Here is a 24471-nt window from a genome sequence, read left to right as displayed (position 1 = left end):
CGGTCAGATTAGTTATCCTTTTTCCACCTAATGCCTGCGGAGCATGGGAGGGGGAGGATTTAAGCTCCATTTTTCCACTTGGTCTGACTGGTTGAACTAGAAAATGGACATGTTGTCCTATACGGCTGCGCTATCCAGTGAGGACAGTGCGGCCGTTTTTTAATTAAAAAACAAAAGAATGTAGGACTGAAGTTTCAGAGGAAGAATGAGGTAACTACCTGGAGAACAGCTTGAACCACCGCAATAACGGATCTTCAGTCCGGATCACTAGCAGATAGGCTCTGTAATGTGTTTGCAGAGGAAACCGGCACATTCCTGATGCCAACTAAGTATACCGCCAGGCGGATTTACTCTGGCTTCGTTTTAAATTTATGAATAAAGTCTTGACAGCTTTTTTGAAAGCGGTTATATTTATCTCGTAAACAATACGTTATATAACGTTATGTCAAAGGAGAGAATCAAATGAACGTAAATCAGGTTGTACAGAGTATCCGTGAACAAGTGGCCGAAGGAATTTCAGAGGTATATTTTGTAGCTTGCGGGGGTTCGCTCGTCGATATGTATCCTTCCAAGTATTTTCTTGATAGTGAAGCGAAGAAGCTGGTAGCAGGACTTTATACGGCGAATGAATTCGTTCATGCCTTGCCTAAACGTCTCGGCGCACAATCGGTAGTCATCGTTTGTTCCCATGGCGGAAATACGCCGGAATCGGTAGCTGCGGCGCAAGCAGCCAAAGAGCATGGGGCCCACACCATTGGCCTGACCCACAACAAGGAAGCCGCGCTGCTGAATTACTCCGATTATTCCTTCCTGTATGAATGGGGAGATGACAGCAATGTCAAAAACAATCCGATGGCTATCATACTGGATCTTGCCGTTCAATTGCTGCATGTGGTTGAAGGGTATGCGCATGTTGAAGCTTTTCAAAAAGGCCTGGAAACCATCAACGGCATTATCAACCATGGTAAGAAGCAGGTCGCTCCGCGTGCCCGTGTTTTTGCCGACAAGTACCGCAATGAGGAGCTTTACTATATCTTGACAAGCGGAGCTTCGTACGGACATGCTTATGGCTTTGCAATCTGCTCGCTGATGGAAATGCAATGGCTGAATGCGGCGGCAATTCACTCCGGCGAGTACTTCCATGGTCCTTTTGAAGTGACGGATAAAGAAACACCATTCATCCTGATGATGAATGAAGGCCGTACCCGTGAGCTGGATGAACGTGCCCGGACATTCCTGGATCAGTATGCGGAGAAAGTCGAAGTGATTGATGCCAAGGAGCTTGGAATTGGTACGATTGCCGATGAAGTCGTTGAATTCTTCAATCCGGTATTATTCTACAGTATCATTTGTGTCTATCGCGAGGCTCTTGCCGAAGTAAGAAATCATCCGCTGGAAACCCGCCGTTATATGGGGAAAGTAGCCTACTAATCGGGAGGAACAACCATGAAAGTCTTAGGGATTGGCGATAATGTGGTAGACAAGTATGTTCATCAGCGTATGATGTATCCCGGCGGCAATGCGCTTAACTTCAGTGTTTTCGCCAAAGGAGAAGGTGCAGACGCGGCTTTCCTCGGTGTTTTCGGCGATGATGACGAAGCACGGCTTGTGGAAAATACGCTGCAGCAGCTAGAGATCGATATCTCACATTGCAGACACCACAGCGGCGAGAACGGATGTGCACGTGTTACCCTGGAGAATGGGGAGCGGATATTTCTGGGCAGCAACGAAGGCGGAGTCACCAGACTGAATCCAATTACGCTGAGCGAAGCCGACCGAGAATATATCCGGGGATTCGACATTATTCATACAGGGCTTTACAGCCACACTGGACATCTGCTTGCGGAGCTGAATGAACTGGGGATTCCCCTCTCCTTTGATTTCTCGGATGACTTTGAGGATGAGCAAGTAGAACGGTATATCGGGAATGCGGATTTTGCTTTCTTTTCCTGCAGCCATATGACTGACGAAGAGACGCGGAACTATATTGAGGCCAAACGCAGAAGGGACGGACAGATATTGGTTGCAACCCGCGGCGGCGACAGATCCATTGCCTATGATGGAGCAGCCTTTTATTACCAAACCCCGGAGCTTATTGAGGCCGTGGATACGATGGGAGCAGGCGATTCCTATATTACAGCCTTTTTAATGAGCATGATCAAGGACGGGAATATTCAAGCGGCCATGCAGGAAGGCTCCAGATTAGCGGCCAAGAGCTGTATGGTAGAAGGTTCCTTTGGATTCGGCGCCCGTTACTGACAACGGCAACGTTCTATCTTTGCTTGTGAAAAAGAGAATCGTTTGTTACTCTAACCATAGAGTAATATAACGTTATATCACAAGTGAGGGTAAAGGATGTTAAATTCAGAACAGGTAGAGCCCCTATATATCCAATTGAAAAAAGCGGTCCAATCCGCCATTGCGAACGGAACCTTTAATCCCGGAGATAAAATCCCTACTGAAATTGAGCTTAGCGCGACATACAATGTCAGCCGGATTACGGTAAGGAAAGCTATCGAGGAATTGGTGAGTGAAGGATATCTGACGAAACGCCAGGGCAAGGGGACCTTTGTCAATGCCCACAAGATCGGCCGCAAAATTGAGCATATTATCAGTTTTACGGCTGCCTGCAGAGCTAATGGATTATCTTCGCACAGCACCATCACCGAGAGGAAGAAGATTAAGGCCGACCTGGAAACTGCAGAGCGGCTGCAAATCCAGCAGGGTGAGCCGGTACTCTATATTCAGCGCAAAAGATATGCCGGTGATAGACCGCTTATGCTGGAAAATAACTATTATCCGTTTGAGCGATTCTCCTTTTTAATGGAGGAAAGTCTGGAAGGATCAGTGTATGAGCTGCTGCGGGACCGTTATCAGATTGATCCTAACCAGCCGGGAGAGAGTATATTGCAAATCACCCTGGCTGATGAGCAGCAGGCGAAATTACTGGAAATTCCGATTGGCCAGCCATTGTTCTATATGAATACAATTATTTATGACCAGCATAGTAAGCCTGTTCATGTGGGCAAGCAGTACATTGTTGGTGACCGTTATCAATTTACTTTGTAATTCATTCTGCTTCTTGCGGCAAGCAGGGAGCAGAAGTTTTGATATAACGTTATAAGTCGTATTGATATTCGGCAGAAAGGCGTTGAAATCATGGAAGCAGCAATACATGGTTTTGCAGATAGAGTACTAATGTCTAATGCAGTATTTACAGGAATAGGGGATAGCGCTTCACCGGCATTTGTTGCCCTGCAAGGTGAGCACATCGTCGCGGTTGGCAGCCCGGCAGAAGCCGAAGCTTGGATTGGGCCTGCCACAGTTGTTCATCATCTGAAGGATGCGTTCATTATGCCCGGTGTGCATGATAACCATGTCTTTTTTACCGGCTACATGTCTATGCACCGTGGTGTGGATCTGACAAATGCGGCTACGATTGACGAGGCCCTCCAGCTGCTTAAACAAGAAGCAGAAAAAAGTCCTTCAGAGCAAAATGTATACGCTTTCGGCTGGAGTGAAGAGGGTTGGGGACAGCTTCCCGGGCAAAGCTTATTAGACGAAGTTTTTCCCGATAGGGCTGTAATCGCCATTAACCGGACCAAAAGCTATTGTTGGATGAATTCATTCGCCCAGCGTAAATATCAGTTTGCCCCTGACCAATGCAGTGCGGAATCACGTGCCCGTCTCCTGAAGGACATGATGCTGGACCGGGAATTAATCCGGCAGGAGTTCCTGGACTTCGCCCGGATGCTTGCCAAGCGGGGGGTTACTTCTATAAAAGATATCGGCTTTGACCGGCACAGCGGTTTGCTTCCGGTCCTTGAAGAGCTGGAAGCTGCAGGGGAGCTGCCGCTGCGGGTTCATTTTGCGCTTGAACCTGTGTTGCACCCGATTGATATTCCCGCGGGATTGCAGTACAAAGAGCGTTATCAAGGAGAATTTCTTCGTTTTCAGGGCTATAAGCTGATGCTGGACGGTGTAGTAGCCGATCATACGGGAGATATGCTGGAGCCTTATGCGGATATGCCGGGTGTTACCACCCTGCGGCCCGTTGATTACGCAGCGGTTGAAGCAGCCTTGCAGGCAGCGGACAGCCATGGGATTAAATGCTGTCTTACAGCTGAAGGGGATGCGGCGATCCGCAAGGCAGTGGATATGATCGAAGGCTGCAACCGCAGCCGGGGAGATCAGCGGATCAGGCATTCGATCAGTGATTTGGAATATCCGCATCCCGACGATATTCGGAGGATGGGCGACATTGGGATATTTGCCGAGGTATATGCACAGATTCTGCTCTTGAATCCTTCCTATGAGGAGGCTTATATGGCGGCCGTGGCCGGTAAGGATAATGAAAGCCGCTTTTATAATTACAAGTCCATGCTGGAAGCCAATGTTCCGGTTACGATTGGCACGGATTTGCCGCTGTTCCTTACAAGTGTGCCTGATTCGCTGTATGCGGCTTCTTTCCGGCTGTTCCCTGATGGATCGCCTTCGGGAGGATGGCATTTGGAGCAGGGGATGCCTGCTGCAGAAGTCTTAAAGGCTTGGACTATCAACGGTGCCCGGCATTGCGGGATGGAAGAGCGCACAGGAACTTTGGAAGCTGGAAAAGCTGCGGATATTGCTGTATTTGACCGTAATCTATTGGATACAACAGCAACTGTGATTAGAGACGCACATGTGATCCTGACGATTACCGCCGGTCAGATTACCTATGATGCGGCCAGGAACGAGGGGTAGAAATGGAAACGGCAAAACGTAAATGGAAATGGTCCCTTCCTCATAGCTATACATTGATTTTCATGATTATCATCGTTATTGCCGGTCTGACCTGGATTGTCCCAAGCGGGCAATTTGACCGACAGGAGGTTGTGGTGGATGGTTCTACCCGGACAGCCATTATCCCGGGAACCTACCACACCGTACCCAAAACCAGTGAAGAAGGGGATTTGAGACAGGGTTTTGCCCAAATTGCCAGTGCGCCGATGGAGGGCATTATCAATGCTGCCGATGTTGTGGCTTTCGTTCTGGTTGTAGGCGGAGCTTTTGGAATTATTCTGCAGACTGGAGCGATTGACCGGGCATTGACGGCTTTAGCCGGCAGGCTCAAAACGAAAGGAATATTGCTGATTCCGATCGCCATGTTTATTTTCAGCCTGGGGGGCTCCACCTTTGGGATGAGTGAAGAAATCATACCTCTTTATGCTATTTTTATCCCGTTAATGTTTGCCTTGGGTTTTGACTCCATGACGGCGATTCTTATCCTTTATCTCGGAACACAGATCGGCTATGTCGGATCAACTGTCAATCCGTTCTCTGTACTGATTGCGCAAGGTGTAGCAGGAGTGCAGGGAAATCCGCAGCTATGGCTGAGATTTATCGAATGGATTGTTTTTACCGGGATCTCGATTGGTTTTACGATGTGGTATGCGCGGCGGGTCAAGATGAACCCTGAGAAATCGGCAGTCTTCCAGAACGATATTATCAACCGCCAGCACTTCATCAAGGAGAATGACGGGATAGAGGTAAAATTCTCGAACCGGGATAAATTGATTATTGGCGGCTTTATCGTTACCTTGGGGATTATTGTTTGGGGAATTTTGAGCAAAGGCTGGTATATGACCGAGATCGGAGCGCTTTTCTTTGTACTTGGCATTTTTTCGGGCATTGTGACCCGGATGAGCCAGAAGGAAATCGCCGAGAATTTTGTCAAAGGCTGTGGAGAATTTATCTACGCTGCGGTAATCATCGGCTTGGCCCGGGGAATTCTTGTCGTTGCCGAGAACGGGATGATTATCGATACCATTCTAAACGGGCTGGCAAACATGCTTAAAGGCTTGCCGAATTATTTGTTCACCACCATCATGCTGATCGTTCACAATATTATAACGTTCCTGGTCCCTTCTTCATCCGGGGAAGCGGCCTTGACGATGCCCGTGCTTGCACCTTTAGGCGATCTGGTAGGAGTTAACCGCGAAGCGGTAGTAACCGCATACCAATTCGGAAATGGATTAACGAATCTGATCTCTCCGACAGGCGGGGTGCTGCTGGCAGGTCTGGCCATCGCCCGGATCAATTTTGGACAATGGCTGAAGGTGATCCTCAAGCTGTTTCCGATCCTCTGGCTGGTGGCGGCGATTTTTGCGGCAATTTCCTCAGCCGTAGGGATGTAGTGTATAACGTAAAACAGGGGTGTTCCAAAAGCCATGAAATGGCTTGGAACACCCCTTGTTTATTGGATAAATTACAAACCGGTTTCTTCGCAGGTGCTAGTTGGAAGAAGGGAACTTATTTTTCCGGAAATCAAGAAATCCTGAGATTTAAGTGGAAAAAGTAAACCTAATTAGGCCACTTTTCTTGTCCAATGGCGAAATGAGCTGAAGTTGCCGTAGGATTCACGGGGAGCCGTTCTCTAGGTAACGCTAGAACCAAGACGGCTGTGCAGCCCCGTGGAGGACGGCACAGCCGTTTTTGTTAAAAGATAAGAATTTATATGTTTTGGGGGAAGTGAATCTTACCCCTTACTTGCTGCTCCACAAAGCCACGCGGTCCTGAACATATTTGGTGTAGCCCTTCTCCATTTTCTCCACGCCGGCTTTTTCCAGGTCCGCCATGTAGGCATCCCAGATTTTATCAAAATCCGCCGGTTTCGCCAGGATGGCCTGGGGAATCCGTTTCCACGTGATATCCCTCATTTTATTGCCCAGAATGGACACTTCATCCTCGCCGGGAATGGCGATGTTCCAGGCCGCTCCATAGGCTTTTTCCTTGAATTCCTCTTCCTTCGGGAACAGATCCTTCCAGGTGGTGGCTTTATAGGCGGCCAGGGTTTCCTTTTCGACATCGCTGTAGCCAAGCACCAGCTGTTCCGGGAAGTTTCTGGTGTAATAGTTGCCGGTTGAGTCCTTGGCACCGTCGCCGTAATGGACCATCATGTTCCAATAGAAGCCGAGTCCGGATTCTTTGGTAAATGCCGTATTGTCATTGTTGATGCGGTCCTGAACTTCCTTAATAACGACCCGTTTGCCGTTTTCCACCGTATAATGCTTGCCTTCAATGCCCCAGTTGTTCAGAATCTGGCCTTCGTCGGAAGCGAGGTAGTCCAGGAACTTGATCGTACGGACCGGGTCCGGGTTGGTGCTGGAGATCGAGATGCCGTAGCCGCCCATGAAGCCGGTAGGCCAGAAGCTGGTTTCCTTATATTCTTTCGTCAGCGTGACCGGATAGTGGCCGTAGGTCTGGTCAAATTTGCCTGCCGTTTTAAGTGCCTGCTGGGCATCATTGTAGTCCCAGTCCTGGTCAATTAGGCCAAGCACCCGTCCGGTAGCGACTTTGGCTTTGTATTGGTCATACTTCTGCACAAAGCTCTCCTTATCGAGCAGGCCGATGTCATTCATGTGGTTCAGCCAGCGGAAATATTCCTTCTCCTCCGGGCGGCGGAAGTGGTACATGGCTTCATGGGTCTCCTGATCGATGTAATATTCCCCGTCATCCGAGCCGCCAGTGGTCGCCACGGCCGGGTTGGTGACGGAAATGTACATATGCCAGTCATCAGCGTTCAGGGAGAGCCCGATATTTTTGTTGCCGTTCTCATCGGTGGGATGTTTCTCCAGGTAGGCTTTGATCACATTCTCGTAATCGGCAACCGTGCGGATTTCCGGATATCCGGCTTCCTTCACCACACGGTGCTGCAGCTCGAACCCGCCGCCGGCTACGAATTTCTTCTCATCGACCGCAGCCCAGGTCGGGATGGCATAGATGGACTGGTCCTCGTTGGTGTATTTGGCCCGGGCAAGATTGTCGCCGAGCACCCGCTTGATGTTAGGAGCGTATTTATCGATTAGCTCAGTCAGATCAATCACTGCTCCGGCGTCGACCAGCTTGCCGATATCCGCTTTGGCGGAGATGATGTCGGGATATTCGCCGCCGGCTGCGATCAGGGCGATTTTTTGCTGCGGGTCGCCCACGGCAAATTCCGCATCCAGCGTGACACCTGTTTTTTCCGTAATGACTTTACTGATATCATCCTTCATATTATTCCAGTTCGGATTCGGGTCTTCCGCGAAGAAGGAAAGTGTCAGCGGACTCAAATCTTCGTTTTCCGCCGTAGCCTCTGCGGTTGCACTGGCATTGCTTTCACCCGCAGCTTTAGTCGCAGCGGCATTCTCCGCCGTATTCTTGGTATTGTTTGAACCGCTGCAGCCTGCCAGCACACTGAGGAGCAAGGTCAAGACCATCAGCAGCACGTACGGTTTCGCTGTATTGCTTGTCATGAATAGAAACCCTCCCTTTTTCTGGTCAAAAAATGTATTGTTGTATACACAGGCAATGCCTGGCGATACCGGAAGCAGCCTAGCTTTTTACCGAACCCAGCGTCATGCCCTTGACGAAGTAACGCTGCAAAAAAGGATAGACAACCAGAATGGGCACCGTGACCACGATGGTGATCGCCATTTTGACCGATTCCGGGGAGATTTGCGCCATCACCTCGGTCATATTGCGGCCGCGGAAATTATCCGCATTGGTTGTTGTGCTCTGGATGACCTTCATCAGCTCAAACTGCAGGGTGGTCAGCCCGTCCTTGGAGCCGTTGTAGAGATAGGTGTCGAACCAGGCATTCCACTGGCCGACGGCCAGGAACAGCGCAATCGTTGCCAGCGCCGGTTTGGTCAGCGGGAGAATCACCCGCCAGTAAATCGTGAAGTCATTGGCTCCGTCCAGCTTGGCGGATTCCTGCAGGGCGTAGGGCAGGCCGTCGATGAAGGAGCGGATGACGAATACATTGAAGGCGCTGACAAGACCGGGAAGGACATAGACACCGAAGGTGCCCATCATATGCAGGTTTTTAATCAGAATGTAGACCGGAATCAGTCCGCCCGAGACATACATGGTCAGCGCCAGGAAGGTGGAGACGAACCTGCGGGCCTGAAAGTCCACCCGGCTTAAGGTAAAAGCGAGCATGGAGGCGCTGACCAGCCCTAGTATTGTGCCGATGATTGTGCGCAGGATGGAAATCTTCAGTCCGGTCATCAGCCCGGAATAAGCAAAGATTGTTTCATAGTTCTTGACGGTGAACACACGCGGATAGACTGTAATTCCGCCTTTGATGCTGTCCGTGGAGTCGTTAAAGGAAATCGCCAGCACATTCAGAAATGGATACAACGTGGCAATGGTCACCACAGTAATCGCAGCATAGACTACCAAATCGAAGATACGGTCCGACCAGGATGCGGCGGCCAGTTTTTTACTCAGCATAAAGGGCCTCCTATATGATGCTTTCCTTCGTTATTTTTTTGAAAATGCCGTTGGCGACGAACAGCAGAATCACGCTTACCACCGAGTTGAAAATGTTAATGGCTGTCCCGAAGGAGAAACGCCCCAGCCCCAGCCCGTAATTCAGTGCATACAGGTCAAGCGTCTGCGAATAGTCGCGTACCAGGTTGTTCCCGAGCAGGAACTGCTTCTCGAATCCGATGCTGATTAAATGCCCGATCGACATAATCAGGAGGATAATAACCGTAGTCCGGATACCCGGCAGTGTAATATTGCGCACCTGCTGGAGCCGGCTGGCCCCATCCACTCTTGCGGCTTCATAGAGCTCCGGACCGATACCGGAGATCGCAGCCAGATAGATGATCGTGTTCCAGCCCGTTTCCTTCCAGACATCCGAGGCGGTGACTATGCCCCAGAACAGATTGCCTTTGGCCATGAATTGTATGGGTTCGCTAATCAGGTGCAGACTCATCAGCAGATCGTTCACCGCACCGTTGTCGGTAGAGAGCATCTTGGTAATAATCCCGGCCGCAACCACCCAGGACACGAAGTGGGGCAGATAAGAGACGGTCTGGACAAAACGTTTCAGAAACACCAGCCGCAATTCATTCAGAAGGACGGCGAATACAATGGGAATAATGAATCCGGCCAGCAGGCCCATGAGGCTCATCGCGAGTGTGTTGCGCAGCGCATTGAAGAACTGCTCATCCTGGAACAGCTCCCTGAAGTACTGCAGGCCCACCCACTTCTGCTCGAAAAAAGATTTGCCCGGCTTGTATTTCTGAAAGGCCATGGTCCATCCCCACAAAGGCAGATAGTTGAAAACAAAGGCCCAGAGCACAAACGGGAGAGCCATCATGTAGAGATATTTCTGCTGCAGGAACGTCGGCCAAAAACGTGAGGCAGGCTTCTTCGGCTCCGGCTTCACTTTGACGGTAATCGCTTTCATTTAGGTCCCTCCTTCGATATGGCCTTATCATAATCCACAGGGAAGGCAGGAAACACCCGAAGATTTGAGCTAAAAAACAGGGAAAAATCAGCTTTTTTCGCAAGCGCTTTCTGAAAATGCGGCCTGCTATACAGAATTTTTTCTGCGGTAATCGGAAGGGGAGAGGCCTTCAATCTTCTTGAACTTTTCCCGGAAATAATCCACATCGCTGAAGCCGACCTCGCTTGCGGCCTGATGAATTTTACAGCCCTGGTCCAGCAGCTCCTTGGCTTTTCCGATGCGGATATTGTCCAGATAGCTGTTGAAGGAGAGGCCCGTGCTGGTCTTGAACAGCTTGCCGAGATAGGCGCTGCTGTAAGTGAACACATCCGCCAGCGTTTCCAGCTTCAGATTCTCAGGGTAATGGCGGTGAATGAGGTCGAGCATCCGCTTTATTAGCACCTCCGTATCGTCGCGCTCAATTCCGCCTGCATACTGCGCCAGGAGATGGTTGATATGGGTTTGCAGCTTCGGCAGGGAGGTATGCTTGTAAATTTGCTCGGTCTGTTCATCCATTCTGCTGTGCAGCAGATCCAGCTCACTGTGCTGAAGCGACAGCTTGTTGATCAGGTAGGCGGCCAGGCGGACATAACGGGATTTTACGGCCATTTCAGAATAACCGGCGGCAATCATCAGTTCTCCAGCTTCCTGAATCAGCGAAGACAGAATGTTGATGCTGCCGATATCCATGGCAAAATACAGCCGTTCTGTCACAGCCGTAAGGCCCGATTCCACTTCCTCCGGCTTGAGCGGCAGTCCGGTCTTCAGCTTGAGGGAATCCGGTCCGATCATCCCCGGCTCATCGTAGAAGAAATGCTCCTTCATCCGCGTCAGCGCGGACTCTTTGGAAGCAGGAAGCTCCTCCAATGAGTCCACCATATCCCCTGCGGTGATGATGCATTCCATCCCTTGGGCGGTCACGGCTTCCTGGATATTCTGGACCATCAGCCGGCGCACCAGCTCCTTCTGAAACGAAGGCTGCAGCAACACGCCCAGATAAGAGTCCAGAGAGAAGACAACCCCCCATTCCTGTTCTTCAAAGCTGGCCGCAAGCCTGGTCTTGACAGCCGTTGACGGTCCGTTGTCCGCGTTGTCCTGAAGCAGCAGCCGGATCAGAACCACCTGATAGGAATCCCAGAGCAGTCCGGACTCCAGCGCCGCTGCCTCCATTGCCGCTGGAGCCTGCGGGCTGTTATCCAGCAGCAGGGATTGGACCAGCATTTCCCGGCTCCATATTTTGACGGCGGCATGCTTCTTCCGGTGGGCGGCGCGCGCTGCAAGCTCTGTAGACAGATTGGACAGGTACAGGTGCAGTTCATCTTCGTCCACCGGCTTCAGCAGGTAATTGCCGATCCCCATAGACATCGCACGTTTCGCATAGCTGAAATCCGCATACCCGCTGAGGATGATGATATGCATCTCCGGATCGCCTTCCCGCAGCTCCTCAATCAGCTCCAGCCCGTCTCTGCCGGGCATGCGGATATCGATAATCATCAGGTCCGGGGAATGCAGCTCAAATTTATGCTTCGCTTCTATGGCGTTCGCTGCGGTATCAACGACCACATAGCCTAGGCTCTCCCAGTCCAGCAGGGCTGCAAGCCCCTCCCGGATGGCCAGTTCATCATCCACAATCAGCACACTATACATTAGAATCATCACTCCTTAAGGGGATTTCAAAGCTGATCTGCGTGCCGAAGCCCTCTTGGCTTGCCAGTGTAAGCCCGCATTCCGGGCCATAGGTCAGCCTCAGCCGCAGATGAATATTGCGCATTCCGATATTATTGCTTTCATAGTCATCCTTGCTCTCCAGCATTTGGCGGATTTCCTGCATCCGTGCTTTGGAGATGCCCGCTCCATTGTCAGAGACCTGAACCTTGAGCAGTCCGTCTTCGGTACGGATATCCACCCGGACCATACCGCCGTCAATCCGGTTCTCCAGCCCGTGGACCACGGAGTTCTCCACCAGCGGCTGAATAATCAGCGGAGGGATCTGAACAAAATTCGCCTTGGGATCTACATGCAGCTCATAAGCGAGCCGGTCATCATAGCGGAATTTCTGGATAACCAGGTAGCAGCCCACCGTCTCCAGCTCGCTTTGCAGGCTGATTCTCCGGTTGCCGACCTCCAGATTTTTGCGCATCATTTTACCGAGCAGCCGCACGACTTGAGAAATATCAGCCTGGCCCCTGACATGGGCCTTCATCCGGATGGATTCCAGGGCATTGAAGAGAAAGTGGGGGTTGATCTGGCTGGCCATCATTTTGAATTTGATCTCGTTCTGCTTCAGCAGGATCGCGTTTTTTTGCCGGTTGGATTCCTGAACTTCACTCATCAGATCATTGATGTTCCGTACCATATGATTGAACTGTCTGGCCAGCTGGCCGATTTCATCTTTACCGTCAATGACAAGCGTGGCCCCCAGATTGCCGGAACCGACCTTGGAGATATGCTTGCTTAGCTGGAGCATCCGTCCGGTGAGCAGCCGCGAGAAATAGTAGATCAGCAGAATTGCCATAATCAATGCGGAGAGGATGACAGCAGATGCCAGCATAATAATCCGGTTCGGCTCCTTGACAATGCTGTCCACGGAAAAGATGGAGATGATGCGCAGGCTGTTCGAACTTCCTCCCGGTTGCCAGTCATCAATCAGCATTTTGAAGGGTTTCCCGTCAATCGATACATCATAAGGCCCCTTTCCTGCAGCGGATTCAGCCTTGAAGTTCATGTCATTCAGGGTTTGGCCGAGGAGTTCCGTGCGGTTGGAAGCCACAATGTTGTCGTTCTCATCTACAATCAGAGTTTCAAAGGACTCCTGGTTCAAGATGCCATTCAGTCTGTTCGTATTCACGTTCACAACCAGCACACCCGAAGTCCGCTGCTTAAAAAAATTGACTTTGCGGATCAGGCTGAGGTAATACCGGCCATCACGGTTGTCGCGGATATAGTTCCAGCAGACCAGCCCCTTCTGGGCCATTGCGGTCCGGTACCATGACTCCTGTGTGACCGTTTCGTCTGCCTGCAGGAACTCCCAGTTGTCCAGAACCGTCGGGTTGTCAATATAAAGGCGGATGCTGGAGATTTCTCTGTACAGCCGGACAAATTCGCGGAAATCGGGGTAATTCCAGTAGGCTTGCACCACATCATAGACCGATATGTAACGGTGGTTGGCGGCCTCCTCCAGACGGCTGTCATTGGACAGCCGGTAAGCAATGTCGAGTGGAACATCCAGCATTTCGCCGGTCCTTTTTTTCACCCGGTCCACATTGGACGTAATCTGCTTCAGGGCATTGTCCATCGCCATATTCCGCAGCTCACTCGTCAGGAACACTCCCACAATAAGCACCGGTATCAGGGCGACACAGCCGAAGGACAGAAAGAGTTTGGTCCGCAGGCGCAGGTTGTTCATCGAGGTTATGATCCGAGCATACATGAAAAGAATCGCCTCCATTCTTTTTATTGATAACGCTTACACGAGAGTATACCGTTAATCGCGAAGCTAATATATGCAATCATTTATGCATTTATTGTCCTTAAACGTATTCTTTTAATAAAGCAGAGTCCTGCAAAATGTACGGGAAGCGCCTGCATCCGGATAACGCGAATCAAGAATTGGCGCTTGCGGGCTATGCCGGGAATACGCAGCCCGGATCGCAGACCGGTCATGCTGGCAATGGAAAAAGAAGCTATAACCTCCTGGCCGATGCCGATGAGCGGTATGACGCAAATCAACTGATTATTGCATAAATCTCTGTAGTGGTGCCTGTTCGTGAGGGATTGTACAAGAAAGTGTGCCCAAAGTGCGCGAAAGGGGAGAAAGTGCTGCACGTTGTACAAGAATGTGTGCCCAAAGTGGGCGAAAGGTTGGAAGTGTTGCACGTTGTACAACAAAGTGTGCCAAAAGCGCGCGAAGTGGGAGGAAGTCATGCACATTGTACAAGAATTCCGCTCACGATAGCTCCACTGTTAATCAACCTCCAGAATAAGTAACATTGGGTATTGTGTGCTGAACTTTTGGCGTCTTCTATGCTGGAGGGACTTGGAGAGAGGAAGACGATTGAAGGAGGGCGGAGCGGAGTGGAATTCGTCCACTTAAATCGGCTCAAAAGTGTTCAGCAGCAGGAAATAGTGGGAAAAAGTAGAGTTAATTTAGTTGATTTTACCTGTAAGAGGGCAAATCGGCCGAAATAGGTATCCTTTTTCCAACTAGCGCTGGTGGGGAAGCAGGATGGGACAAATCAGATTCACTTTTTCCACTTGGGCTTGCCGCCGATCGAACGAGGGAGGACCGGTACGGCCTTGTACAACAAAGTGTGCCCAAACCACGCGAAAGTGGAGGGGGTGTTGCACGTTATACAACAATGTGTGTCTAAAGCGCGCGAAGGGAGGAGGAGTGTTTCACCCCTAATGGCGGACTCCGGGGTCCCCAGACAACCTGGACCGTAGATAAAAACGGCTATACTGTCCCGGTAATGGACGGAGTAGCCGTTTTCTTCTGAGAACGGTTCCATTATGCAAAGGGAATCCCCGCGTTGGTGAATATTTGTTTCAGTTGCCGCTCCTTCTCTTCGTTCCAGGGGGTTGCCGGAGCATGGCTGAACGTAGGAACCGGAAGACCGGCCAGACGGACCGCTTCCTTGATGGCGGGGATGAAGGGATCATCCAGCGCATATAGCGGCGGAATTTGAATCAGCTTCCGGTGATATTCAAGCACCTCTGTGAATTGATTTTGCTGAAAGCTGCTGTATAAGCCCAGCATCAGCTGAGGAGCAAAATTGGCACTGGCTGCGATGGCCCCGGTTCCGCCTGCGGCAAGGGTTGGCAGCAAATATTCATCAAAGCCGCAGAACACTGCGAACGCCGGGTTTACTTCTTGGACCTGCAAAATCATCTGGCGGATATGGCTTAGCTGGTCCACCGTTTCCTTGATGCCAACCACCTGGGAGTAGCGCGCCGCAAGGCGTCTAACAAAGGCGGGACTCAAATCCTGGCCGGTAAGCGCCGGGAAATTATACAGCATCAGAGGGAGTTCTGATGCTTCGGCAATAGCGGCATAATGCGTGAACAGGCTTTCCTCGCTTAGCTTGCAGTAGTAAGGGTTGATGATGACAACACCGGTGGCCCCGCTGCGGGCAGCATGCCGGGTGAGGCGGAGCGCTTCGGAGGTCGTATTGCTCCCCGTGCCAATCCAGACCGGGAGGCGCCCGTCTGTATAATCAATGCAGAACTCTGCAATTTCCTCCCGTTCCCCCGCGTCGAACTGGTTGAACTCACCGGCGGTTCCCAGGAAGAACAGGCCATGAACGCCTTTGTGTATCAGGCTGTCGATTAAAAGCTGCATTCCGTCACGGTCGAATTTCTGCTGCTCATTCAGTATGGTGGGAACTGGGGGGATAATGCCTGCATTCGTATGAATAATATTCATTTGTTTTTGCCTCCCGGTTTGATATTATAAACATATGATTATTATATTGAACTCATAGGAGTTTATCAAACACTGTTTTAGTCTCAAACTCTGAGGGGGTTGATCAAACGTTGTCTTTAAACTCAAACGTTGTTTTTAATCTCAAACGTTGTTTTTAATCTCAATAGCTATTTTTAAGAAAGGGGATGGAGGGATTGGACCGTAGATACTGGGTTCCGGCTTTGGAACGGGCCGATTTGATTCTGACGGCAATTTCCCGGAAGCCGGGGGAATGTAAAATGACCGATCTGTGTGATGAGACAGGCATCAATAAAAGCTCGATGTTCTCCCTGCTGCGGACGATGGAAGCCTTGAACTGGGTGAAGAAGGATGAAAAGGAAGCCTATGCGCTTGGAGCAGGGGTAGCTTATCTCAATACGGTGTTCAATGAGTCGCACAAGCAGAACTACAATCTGGTGGAACATTTTCTCCAGACTGCTGCAGAGAGTATTAAGGCCGTTGGCGAAACCTTTCAGCTATCGGTGCTGGACCGGAGTGAAATTATTTATCTGGCCAAGCTGGAAGGGCCATCGCTGGTGAAGCTGGAGTCCAGTCCGGGGATGCGGTTTCCGGCTCATGCGACTGCAATGGGAAAGATGATGCTTGCGCTGCTCCCGCCGGATGAGCTGGACCGGAGGTACCCGGACAGAAATTTAACTCCGGTAACTGCACATACGATAACAGACTGGAATGAATTCACCGCAGCATTGGCGGAAATCCGCAGCAGCGGATATTCAGTGGATCAGGAAGAGATTATTCAGGGAATCTGCTGTGCGGCAGCACCGGTCCTTGATGCTTCGGGGAATGCGGTTGCGGCAGTAAGTACTTCCATGCTGCGGCATGCCTACCTTGATAAGCAGGAAACGGCGCTTCAAGAAGTAATCCGGCTTGGGAAGAAGCTGTCCTTGACTTAATCATCTGCTGCTACCTCAAAATATCCGAAGAGAGAAGGGTTCAGAGTGGAAATAAGCTTGCAAGAGATTATGCGGGAAGACCCCGGAGGTTCAGCTTCTGTACATACTGCTGCCGCAGGCCCGGCAGGCAGGCTGCCTATTACAGGTGAGATGCTGCGGAGTGCCCCGAGCGGTGAAATCTTTGGAATGACCCAGAATTCGGGAATGGGCTGGAATCCGCTGCTCCTGAATAGGCCGCAATATCTCATCCTGGGTACCATGGGTGGAATACGGCGCGAGGACGGCAGTCCGCTTGCCCTTGGCTACCATACCGGCCACTGGGAGATTGGGCTGATGATGGAGGAAGTCGCGCAGGAAATTACGGCACAGCAGGGAATCCCGTTTGCAGGCTATGTCAGCGATCCCTGCGACGGCCGCTCCCAGGGAACTGCAGGCATGTTCGATTCCCTGCCGTACCGGAACGATGCTGCCATGGTGCTGCGCCGGTTAATCCGTTCTTTGCCTACGCGTAAAGGGGTGCTCGGTGTAGCCACCTGTGATAAAGGGCTGCCTGCAATGATGGTGGCCCTGGCAGGCATGCGGGAGCTGCCGGGGATTATTGTGCCGGGTGGAGTCTCTCTGCCCCCGGTTCACGGGGAGGATGCCGGTAAAGTACAGAGCATCGGGGCCAGATTCAGCAATGGCGAGCTGTCTCTGGAAGATGCGGCGGACCTCGGATGCCGGGCTTGCGCAACTCCCGGCGGCGGGTGCCAATTCCTGGGGACCGCCGCGACGGCCCAGGTGGTTGCCGAGGCGCTTGGCATGTCGGTTCCCCATTCCGCTCTGGCTCCTTCGGGACAATCGGTATGGAAGAATATGGGCCGTCAATCTGCCCGCGCGCTTCTGCATATGGAGCATAGCGGAATGGTCATGAAGGATATCCTGACCAGCCAGGCAATCACGAATGCAATGGTAGTTCATGCGGCGTTTGGAGGGTCCACGAATCTGCTGCTCCATTTGCCTGCCATTGCCCATGCCGCCGGCCTGCGCATTCCAAGCGTGCAGGACTGGAATGAAGTGAACCGCAAGGTACCGCGCCTGGTTAGTGTGCTGCCGAACGGGCCTGTTCCGCACCCGACAATCCGCGTGTTTCTTGCCGGAGGCGTTCCTGAAGTGATGCTGCATCTGCGCCGGTTGGGACTGATTGACGATTCAGTGCTGACGGTAACGGGAAGAACGCTGGGGGAAAACCTGGACTGGTGGGAATCCTCGCAGAGACGGCAGGATATGCGAAGCCGCTTGAGAGAGGCGGATGGCATCGATCCCGATACCGTTATTATGAGTCCCCGGGAGGCAAAGCGGCAGGGGCTTGCCTCCACCATGACCTTCCCTACCGGCAATCTGGCTCCGGAAGGCTCGGTCATCAAATCGGCAGCCATAGATCCTTCGGTCCTGGACAGTGAAGGGGTCTACCGGCATGTGGGAAGAGTTAAGGTTTTTACTGCAGAAAAGGACGCGATCCGAAGCATTAAGGACGGACTTATCCAGGCGGGAGATATTCTTGCGATCATCGGGCGCGGCCCCAGTGGAACCGGAATGGAAGAGACGTATCAACTGACATCCGCGCTGAAGCATCTGCCCTTTGGCAAGTATGTTACGCTCATTACCGACGCCCGTTTCTCCGGTGTGTCCACGGGGGCCTGCATCGGGCATATCGGTCCGGAAGCGCTGGCGGGAGGGCCGCTTGGCAGGCTCCAGGATGGTGACTGGGTGGAGGTTACTGTCGATACGGTCAAGCTTGAAGGAAGTGTAAATCTGGTTGGAGACGGCGGACAACCCGGCTCACCTGAAGAAGGGGCGAACATTCTGGCCGCCCGGACCGCTCACCCGTTCCTGGCTGTTGATCCGGGATTGCCGGATGATACCAGACTGTGGGCAGCATTGCAGGCCGTAAGCGGCGGAACCTGGCAAGGCTGTGTCTATGATACCGATAAAATCATTGCCGCGCTCGAAGCGGGCCGGCAAGCATTGGGGTGGAAATAATGAGCAGAAATCTGATTCAGAATCCAATTCTCCGCGGCTTTCATCCGGACCCGTCCATCTGCAGGGCAGGAGAAGATTATTATATTGCTACATCTACTTTTGAATGGTTTCCCGGAGTCCGCATCCATCATTCCCGTGATCTTGTCCATTGGCGGCTGCTCACGCATGCGCTTACACGCAAATCACAGCTCGATATGGAAGGGGATCTGGACTCCGGCGGAGTGTGGGCGCCGTGTCTCAGCTACGACAATGGAATCTTTTATCTGATATATACCGACGTAAAAAGCAGACAGGGGGCATTCAAGGATACTCCCAATTATCTGGTCACCGCCCGGAATATCGAAGGCCCCTGGTCAGAGCCGGTCTATCTGAACAGCAGCGGTTTTGATCCGTCCCTGTTCCATGATCCGGACGGGCGTAAATGGCTGGTCAATATGCTGTGGGATCACCGGACGGACAAGAACAGCTTCGCCGGAATTGTTCTGCAGGAGTATTCGGCAGAGCTGAAACGGCTGATCGGGCCGGTGTATCCTATCTATAAAGGAACAGCACTGGGGTTGACGGAAGGCCCGCATCTGTACCGGAAAGACGGCTGGTATTACCTCATTACGGCTGAAGGCGGCACTCAGTATAACCATGCGGTGACGGTCGCCCGGTCACAGAATATTGAAGGCCCTTATGAGACCGGTCCGCATAATCCGGTGTTGACTTCTGCCGGCGACAACGGACTGGAGCTGCAAAAGGCGGGGCATGGCTGTCTGGTCCACACGCATACGGATGAGTGGTATATGGTTCACTTATGCGGCCGTCCGGTGAAGGAGAAATACTGCAATTTGGGCCGGGAGACGGCGATACAGCGCTGCGTGTTTACTGAGGAAGCATGGCTGGCCCTTGCGGATGGAACAAACCGGCCTTCCGTTACCGTCGAAGGCCCGGATATTCCGGCCCATCCCTTTCCGGCAGCTGCGGAGAGGGATGATTTTGACGCGCCGGAGCTGGATGTGCGCTGGAGCACCTTGCGTGTTCCTGCCGATGAATCCTGGCTCTCGCTGAAGGAACGGCAAGGGTTCCTGCGCCTGAGAGGAAGAGAATCAATGAGCTCCCTGCACCGCCAGAGTCTGGTTGCCCTGCGCCAGCAGGCTTTTTGCTGCAGTGCTGAAACGGAGCTTGAGTTCGAGCCGGAGCATTTTCAGCAGATGGCCGGGCTGATTGTCTATTATGACACAAAGGATTATGAGTACTTGCGGATCACCCATGATGAAGTGTTGGGCAAGTGTCTGGGGATAGTGCGGTCCGTGGACGGTGTATACGACGATTCTGTATGTGCTCAGATTCCTCTGGCGCCCGGTTCAAGCTGCCGGCTAAAGGTAGTGATCCAGCGGGAATTCGCACAGTTTTATTACAGTGTACACAATACAAGCTGGGAGAAGATTGGCCCGGACCTGGATATATATCATTTATCCGATGACTTCCCGGCGTACATCAGGTTTACAGGGACTTTTATCGGAATGTGTGCCCAGGACCTCAGCGGCACCTTTCATGCTGCGGATTTTGATTATTTTGAGTATAAGGAGTGCCTGTAGTAGGTACATTCGCCCCGATAGAAAAGGCATTCAAGTCCATTCAAACAGTGCATACAAGGAGGATATTATCATGCTCACGTTCGGACAACTCATCGCTCACCTGACGGCTGGAACCGCCGGGCCGGAACAGACCGTAGACAAGCTGGAGTCTGGGAACCCGGAGACAGAGGTGCGAGGAATCGTAACTGCCTTCGCCGCTTCGCAATATGTCATCGAGCAGGCTATAACGCTTGGAGCGAACCTGATTATCACACATGAAGGAGTATTTTACAGCCACCAGCATCATGGGGCTGAGCTGGAGCAGGACCCGGTGTATAAGCAAAAAGCTGAACTGATCGCAGGCTCGGGCCTCGGGATTTACCGTTTCCATGATTATCTGCACCGCTACACACCGGATGGGATCATGGACGGGCTTCTCCGGGAGCTGGGCTGGCAGGAATATGTAACCGAGCACCGGCCGGCGGTTTCCATTCTGGCCCTTCCTGAGATGAAGGTTGAAGAAATCGCGGAGCATTTGAAGCTGCAGCTGCAAATTCCCTATGTGCGGGTTGCGGGGAATTTGGCCGCTTCCTGTGCAAGAGCGGGGATACTCGTTGGCTACAGAGGAGGCGGCTCCACGGCAATCCCCTTGTATGATCAAGATTCCCTGGATGTTATCATAGCCGGGGAAGGACCGGAATGGGAGACACCGGAGTACATCAGGGACGCTGCCCGCCAGGGACGGAATAAGGCTCTGATCATGCTGGGCCATGCAGAAAGCGAAGCACCCGGTATGAAACATCTGGCCGGGCTGTTGTCCGCGCAGTTTCCCGAGGTGCCGGTTCATTTTATTGCAGACCAGCCGGTGTTCCGGGTTCTATAATGACCGAAACCTCTTTGGAAGCAAAAAGAGCGGGGAGAGTCTAATCCTCCCCGCTTTTTGTTGCTGAAAAAGGGGGTTTTTTTTGCAAATGGCCGGTCAGGCTCATATTGTAGATTGCCCTCTCGGTCACTTATAACGCAGGAAAGATAATTATACAGTTGAAATATACAGTTAAGTTGTATATAGTTTAACTATACAGTTGAACTAAGTAATTCACGGCTAAATAATTCTACTGAATTATTGAGAGCACTTGGAGTACCCGGATTCATTTCAAATAAAGGAGAAGAGGTATGGGGAGAGACAAACATCTGCCGCTGACGGAAACGGTATATTATATCCTGCTTGCTCTGCATGAGCCGGCCCACGGCTATTTGATCCTTCAGAAGGTTGAGGAGCTCAGCGGAGGGCAGGTGCGAATGGCAGCGGGAACGCTGTATGGAGCGATAGAGAATCTGATTAAGCTGAGATTCATTGAACCTGTTGGCAGTGTCGGCAGCCGCCGCAAGGTCTATGTTATTACGGAAGCAGGAAGAACGGTTCTAAGCCTCGACTTCGAACGGATGAGTCATATGATCGAAACGACGCGGAGAATCTGGAACCCAGACGGGAGGGAACGCAATGCGGAAATTTAAATGCTTTTTGAATTTTGACCAAGAAGAGAAATGGCTGAATCATATGGCCAGACAGGGCTGGGAATTTGTGGGGAAGTCTATCTGCTACCATTTTCAAAAGGCTGAACCAGAGGATACCCGCATAAAAATGGATTACCGTCCTTTTACCAGAAAAGCGGATTTCGAGGATTACCGGGCCCTCTTTGAGGACAGCGGCTGGAAGCATATCCAGGGTTCGAAATCTTCGGGGTATCAGTACTTCAGGAAGGTGAGCGGCCAGGGGAGTGAGGATATTTTTTCGGATGCCGATTCTAAAGCCGGGCGGTATAAACGTCTGTCCAAGATGTGGCTCTCGATTTCCGTGACCTATTTTCCTATCTGTGTAGTGCTGGGGACTACAGGCACTTTTAAGCCGGCTGCTTTGCTGAATCCCGAAGCCTTCTATTTGACACCCGGATTATGGGAGAAGACAGGCAGTTCGTTTTGGCGGGCCTTTCTGTTTGAAACACCGTTTGCACTTTTTAGGGGATTGGGCATATACCTCCTGCCCACTGTAATTATTCTTTATCTATTCTTCTTCTTCAAAGCGAACCGGCAATATAAAAAAATGCAGGGGGGAAACCTCATCCGATAATCACTCAGAAAATGACACAAACTGGTAAATGTACTTGACATCCATATGTTAAAATTAATGATGTGTTGAACTTTCTATCATCGGAGGAATCATATGTATCAGTACAACGACCGGGAATTTACGGATGTCCGTTTTGACGGGCATGATTTACGTTACGGGGAGCTTATCCATTGCACGTTTAGAAACTGCACGTTCATGAATACCTCTATGGAAGAAATCGATACCAGCCATTGCCGTTTCATGGAATGCGATTTTAAAGGCGCTGCCCTGAATGCATCTATCCATACCGAATCCGCGTTCGAAAATTGTAAATTCAGCGGTGCCAATCTCTTCGTCACCAAATTTATCTCCTGCAAAATGACCGGATCGGACTTCTCGGGCGCTCAGATTGACGGCATTACGCTAAGCCAGGGCGACTGGTCTTATACGAATTTGCGTCATGCCAAGCTCGGAAAGCAGGATTTGCGCGGGATCCGTTTCCATGAAGCGGATCTTTCGGAGAGTGATCTGACAAAGGCTGATCTGCGGGACTGTGACTTGACACGGGTATCGCTGAGCAAAGCCATGCTGAAGGGGGCCGATCTGCGGGGCGCCAAGCTGGATGGGATGAATCTGAAAGCTCTGGATGTTACCGGTGTCCGGATGGATATGGAACAGGCTGTCCTGTTCCTGCGCTCCTATGGAGCGAAGATAGATTGAGTTCAGCGAAGCCGGACGACTTAGGGAGCAGCATATCAGAAGGCGATAGAAGAGTGGAGTCCATGACGGGCTCCGCTCTTCTTTTTTACATACCAGAAAAGATATAGTGGGGTTATTTTCGTGCATAAGCCACATGCATATAGGGAAAATTAGAAGTCAAATCTTAACAAATCTGGGGGAGGCATTTTACATTGGTCGTTGTCATATTTCTCTTGCTCGCGTGGTTCTGTATTGCAGTGATGGTCAGCCTGCCGAATAAGCTGCCACTGGCCGCCAACTTTCTTCTGGTTATGGTTATTGAAGTTATTGTGACTAACAAATTAACGGTTTTGACTTACAATCTAAAACTGATCCAAATAAATACAAGTAGTATCCCCCGCTACCTATCTATGATCCTGGAAAATGACGTCTTCGTTACTTTCGTCCTTCTTACCTTTGCGAATGTGTTTCTGACTGCCTCCAAAGCCAGCACCCGCTGGGGAATATCGGTCTATACTTTTCTTGTACAGATGTTCGTTGGAGCGATGCTAAGGTGGAACTCCGTGCTTATCTATACGGGGTGGAACCTCTTTATGGAGGCGGTGATGATCATAGCTTTAATGATCTATACTTTGCTGATGGGGCGTCTCTTTCAACGAATGGTGTCTAAGGAAGGATGGATACGCTGATGAAAATAATCGTCTATGACAATCATTTTAATGGGAATGAGTGGTTCGTCATCGGGATCGTTGTACTGGCTTTTGCGGCGGTCTGGTTGCTTCCCCGGCGGTTTTCCCCCGCCCAGACAACCTTTAATCTGCTTATTGGCATTACCTTTGGGGTTGTGTTCGACCATTCGATCGGGACACCGCCGTTTGATCTATATGATGCGGGGGACAACTCAACGTACGAGTTGATTGATCTATTCTCTTATTTTATGTACGCGCCGTTTGGATACTTGTTTATTTACGGGTATGAGCGGTTGCGGATGTTCGAGATCATGACGGTTGTGTATATTCTCTTCTGGGCGGTGATGTCTGCCGGAACCGAATGGCTGGCCGTACAGGCTGGAGTGTTCCATTATAAACACGGCTACCAGTTAGCTTACTCCTTCCCCATCTACTTGTTTCTGATAAGTAATAGATTAGAATAATGATTACCCCCAGAAAACAGGAAATCAGTTCGGCAATCCATGCCTCCCGGCCGGCCGTACCTCCAAAGCCAAAGATAATGGTCGTCCCGAGCTGAAAAATAAAAGTTATGGTAAATAACTGATAGGCAGAGATTTTTTGCACAATATCCGCTCCATATGATCTGATTCGCATTCTACAGTATGATTATTTCCATCGGAAGGACGCGGCAAACCACTATGAGCGAAATGAGGAGTGATGCTCATTTCTTGTCGAATAACCTTATTGTTTGTTGTATTATGGAGCTAAGCC

Annotated in this window: 21 protein-coding genes and 1 pseudogene; 15 read left to right on the top strand and 7 right to left on the bottom strand. The window is 51.1% G+C overall.

What is annotated here, in order from left to right; translation table 11 throughout:
- The first annotated feature begins 462 nt into the window (after positions 1-462).
- The 5 genes from BLQ82_RS14570 (at position 463) to BLQ82_RS14550 (ending at position 6176) form a co-directional block, all read left to right on the top strand.
- Positions 463-1431 (top strand): SIS domain-containing protein, encoded by a 969-nt coding sequence (locus tag BLQ82_RS14570; protein WP_062527428.1) that lies wholly within the window; start codon positions 463-465, stop codon positions 1429-1431.
- A gap of 15 nt (positions 1432-1446) precedes the next feature.
- Entirely contained in the window at positions 1447-2259 is an 813-nt protein-coding gene (locus tag BLQ82_RS14565) for a fructoselysine 6-kinase (protein ID WP_062527431.1), read from the top strand.
- Between the two features lie 96 nt (positions 2260-2355).
- The gene (locus BLQ82_RS14560) at positions 2356-3069 is read left to right on the top strand and encodes a GntR family transcriptional regulator (RefSeq protein ID WP_062527433.1); all 714 of its coding nucleotides are present in this window, start codon (positions 2356-2358) and stop codon (positions 3067-3069) included.
- 129 nt (positions 3070-3198) lie between these two features.
- Positions 3199-4743 (top strand): amidohydrolase, encoded by a 1545-nt coding sequence (locus BLQ82_RS14555; protein ID WP_244280788.1) that lies wholly within the window; start codon positions 3199-3201, stop codon positions 4741-4743.
- Between the two features lie 2 nt (positions 4744-4745).
- Positions 4746-6176: a YfcC family protein gene (locus BLQ82_RS14550; RefSeq protein WP_062527436.1), complete on the top strand. Its 1431-nt coding sequence runs from the start codon at positions 4746-4748 to the stop codon at positions 6174-6176.
- Positions 6177-6524: 348 nt separating this feature from the next.
- On the opposite strand, the gene BLQ82_RS14545 is transcribed toward BLQ82_RS14550, so the two are convergent.
- From BLQ82_RS14545 to BLQ82_RS14525, 5 genes are all read right to left on the bottom strand, one after another.
- Positions 6525-8276 (bottom strand): ABC transporter substrate-binding protein, encoded by a 1752-nt coding sequence (locus BLQ82_RS14545; RefSeq protein ID WP_062527438.1) that lies wholly within the window; start codon positions 8274-8276, stop codon positions 6525-6527.
- Positions 8277-8355: 79 nt separating this feature from the next.
- Entirely contained in the window at positions 8356-9258 is a 903-nt protein-coding gene (locus BLQ82_RS14540) for a carbohydrate ABC transporter permease (RefSeq protein WP_062527440.1), read from the bottom strand.
- 10 nt (positions 9259-9268) lie between these two features.
- Positions 9269-10225 (bottom strand): ABC transporter permease, encoded by a 957-nt coding sequence (locus BLQ82_RS14535; protein ID WP_062527441.1) that lies wholly within the window; start codon positions 10223-10225, stop codon positions 9269-9271.
- 126 nt (positions 10226-10351) lie between these two features.
- Positions 10352-11911 (bottom strand): response regulator, encoded by a 1560-nt coding sequence (locus BLQ82_RS14530; RefSeq protein ID WP_062527443.1) that lies wholly within the window; start codon positions 11909-11911, stop codon positions 10352-10354.
- The gene (locus BLQ82_RS14525) at positions 11904-13694 is read right to left on the bottom strand and encodes a sensor histidine kinase (protein WP_062527444.1); all 1791 of its coding nucleotides are present in this window, start codon (positions 13692-13694) and stop codon (positions 11904-11906) included. Before BLQ82_RS14525 ends, BLQ82_RS14530 begins: the two co-directional genes overlap by 8 nt.
- Positions 13695-13831: 137 nt before the next feature.
- Between BLQ82_RS14525 and BLQ82_RS31995 the strand changes: the two genes are divergently transcribed.
- Positions 13832-14008, top strand: coding sequence for a hypothetical protein (locus tag BLQ82_RS31995; protein WP_157243856.1), 177 nt, complete (start codon positions 13832-13834; stop codon positions 14006-14008).
- A gap of 763 nt (positions 14009-14771) precedes the next feature.
- Here BLQ82_RS31995 and BLQ82_RS14520 read toward each other — a convergent pair.
- Entirely contained in the window at positions 14772-15686 is a 915-nt protein-coding gene (locus tag BLQ82_RS14520) for a dihydrodipicolinate synthase family protein (protein WP_062527446.1), read from the bottom strand.
- Between the two features lie 194 nt (positions 15687-15880).
- Here BLQ82_RS14520 and BLQ82_RS14515 point away from each other — a divergent pair, with 194 nt between their 5' ends.
- The 9 genes from BLQ82_RS14515 to BLQ82_RS32650 all read left to right on the top strand — a co-directional run bounded on the left by BLQ82_RS14515 (position 15881) and on the right by BLQ82_RS32650 (position 24182).
- On the top strand, positions 15881-16639 hold the full coding sequence (locus BLQ82_RS14515) for an IclR family transcriptional regulator (protein ID WP_062527449.1): 759 nt from the start codon (positions 15881-15883) through the stop codon (positions 16637-16639).
- A gap of 69 nt (positions 16640-16708) precedes the next feature.
- The gene (locus BLQ82_RS14510; RefSeq protein WP_062527822.1) at positions 16709-18661 is read left to right on the top strand and encodes a YjhG/YagF family D-xylonate dehydratase; all 1953 of its coding nucleotides are present in this window, start codon (positions 16709-16711) and stop codon (positions 18659-18661) included.
- Positions 18661-20244, top strand: coding sequence for a glycoside hydrolase family 43 protein (locus BLQ82_RS14505; protein ID WP_062527450.1), 1584 nt, complete (start codon positions 18661-18663; stop codon positions 20242-20244). Before BLQ82_RS14510 ends, BLQ82_RS14505 begins: the two co-directional genes overlap by 1 nt.
- Before the next feature lie 67 nt (positions 20245-20311).
- Complete coding sequence (locus tag BLQ82_RS14500; RefSeq protein ID WP_062527824.1) at positions 20312-21106, top strand: Nif3-like dinuclear metal center hexameric protein; 795 nt, start codon at positions 20312-20314, stop codon at positions 21104-21106.
- 290 nt (positions 21107-21396) lie between these two features.
- Complete coding sequence (locus BLQ82_RS14495) at positions 21397-21738, top strand: PadR family transcriptional regulator (RefSeq protein WP_062527452.1); 342 nt, start codon at positions 21397-21399, stop codon at positions 21736-21738.
- The gene (locus BLQ82_RS14490; RefSeq protein ID WP_062527454.1) at positions 21725-22351 is read left to right on the top strand and encodes a DUF2812 domain-containing protein; all 627 of its coding nucleotides are present in this window, start codon (positions 21725-21727) and stop codon (positions 22349-22351) included. The genes BLQ82_RS14495 and BLQ82_RS14490 overlap by 14 nt, the downstream gene beginning before the upstream one ends.
- Positions 22352-22444: 93 nt before the next feature.
- The gene (locus BLQ82_RS14485) at positions 22445-23050 is read left to right on the top strand and encodes a pentapeptide repeat-containing protein (protein ID WP_062527456.1); all 606 of its coding nucleotides are present in this window, start codon (positions 22445-22447) and stop codon (positions 23048-23050) included.
- 191 nt (positions 23051-23241) lie between these two features.
- Positions 23242-23718, top strand: coding sequence for a hypothetical protein (locus BLQ82_RS14480; protein WP_244280787.1), 477 nt, complete (start codon positions 23242-23244; stop codon positions 23716-23718).
- Positions 23718-24182 (top strand): hypothetical protein, encoded by a 465-nt coding sequence (locus BLQ82_RS32650; protein ID WP_074648249.1) that lies wholly within the window; start codon positions 23718-23720, stop codon positions 24180-24182. The genes BLQ82_RS14480 and BLQ82_RS32650 overlap by 1 nt, the downstream gene beginning before the upstream one ends.
- Before the next feature lie 40 nt (positions 24183-24222).
- On the opposite strand, the pseudogene BLQ82_RS33200 reads toward BLQ82_RS32650, so the two are convergent.
- Positions 24223-24354: pseudogene (locus BLQ82_RS33200) on the bottom strand (hypothetical protein); the annotation flags it as partial.
- Positions 24355-24471 lie beyond the last annotated feature (117 nt).

Origin of the sequence: Paenibacillus jilunlii, assembly GCF_900102965.1 — a bacterium.
GTDB classification, from domain to species: domain Bacteria; phylum Bacillota; class Bacilli; order Paenibacillales; family Paenibacillaceae; genus Paenibacillus_AQ; species Paenibacillus_AQ jilunlii.
Note: the sequence above shows the minus strand (reverse complement) of the source record. Positions and strands in the feature narration are given on the sequence as shown.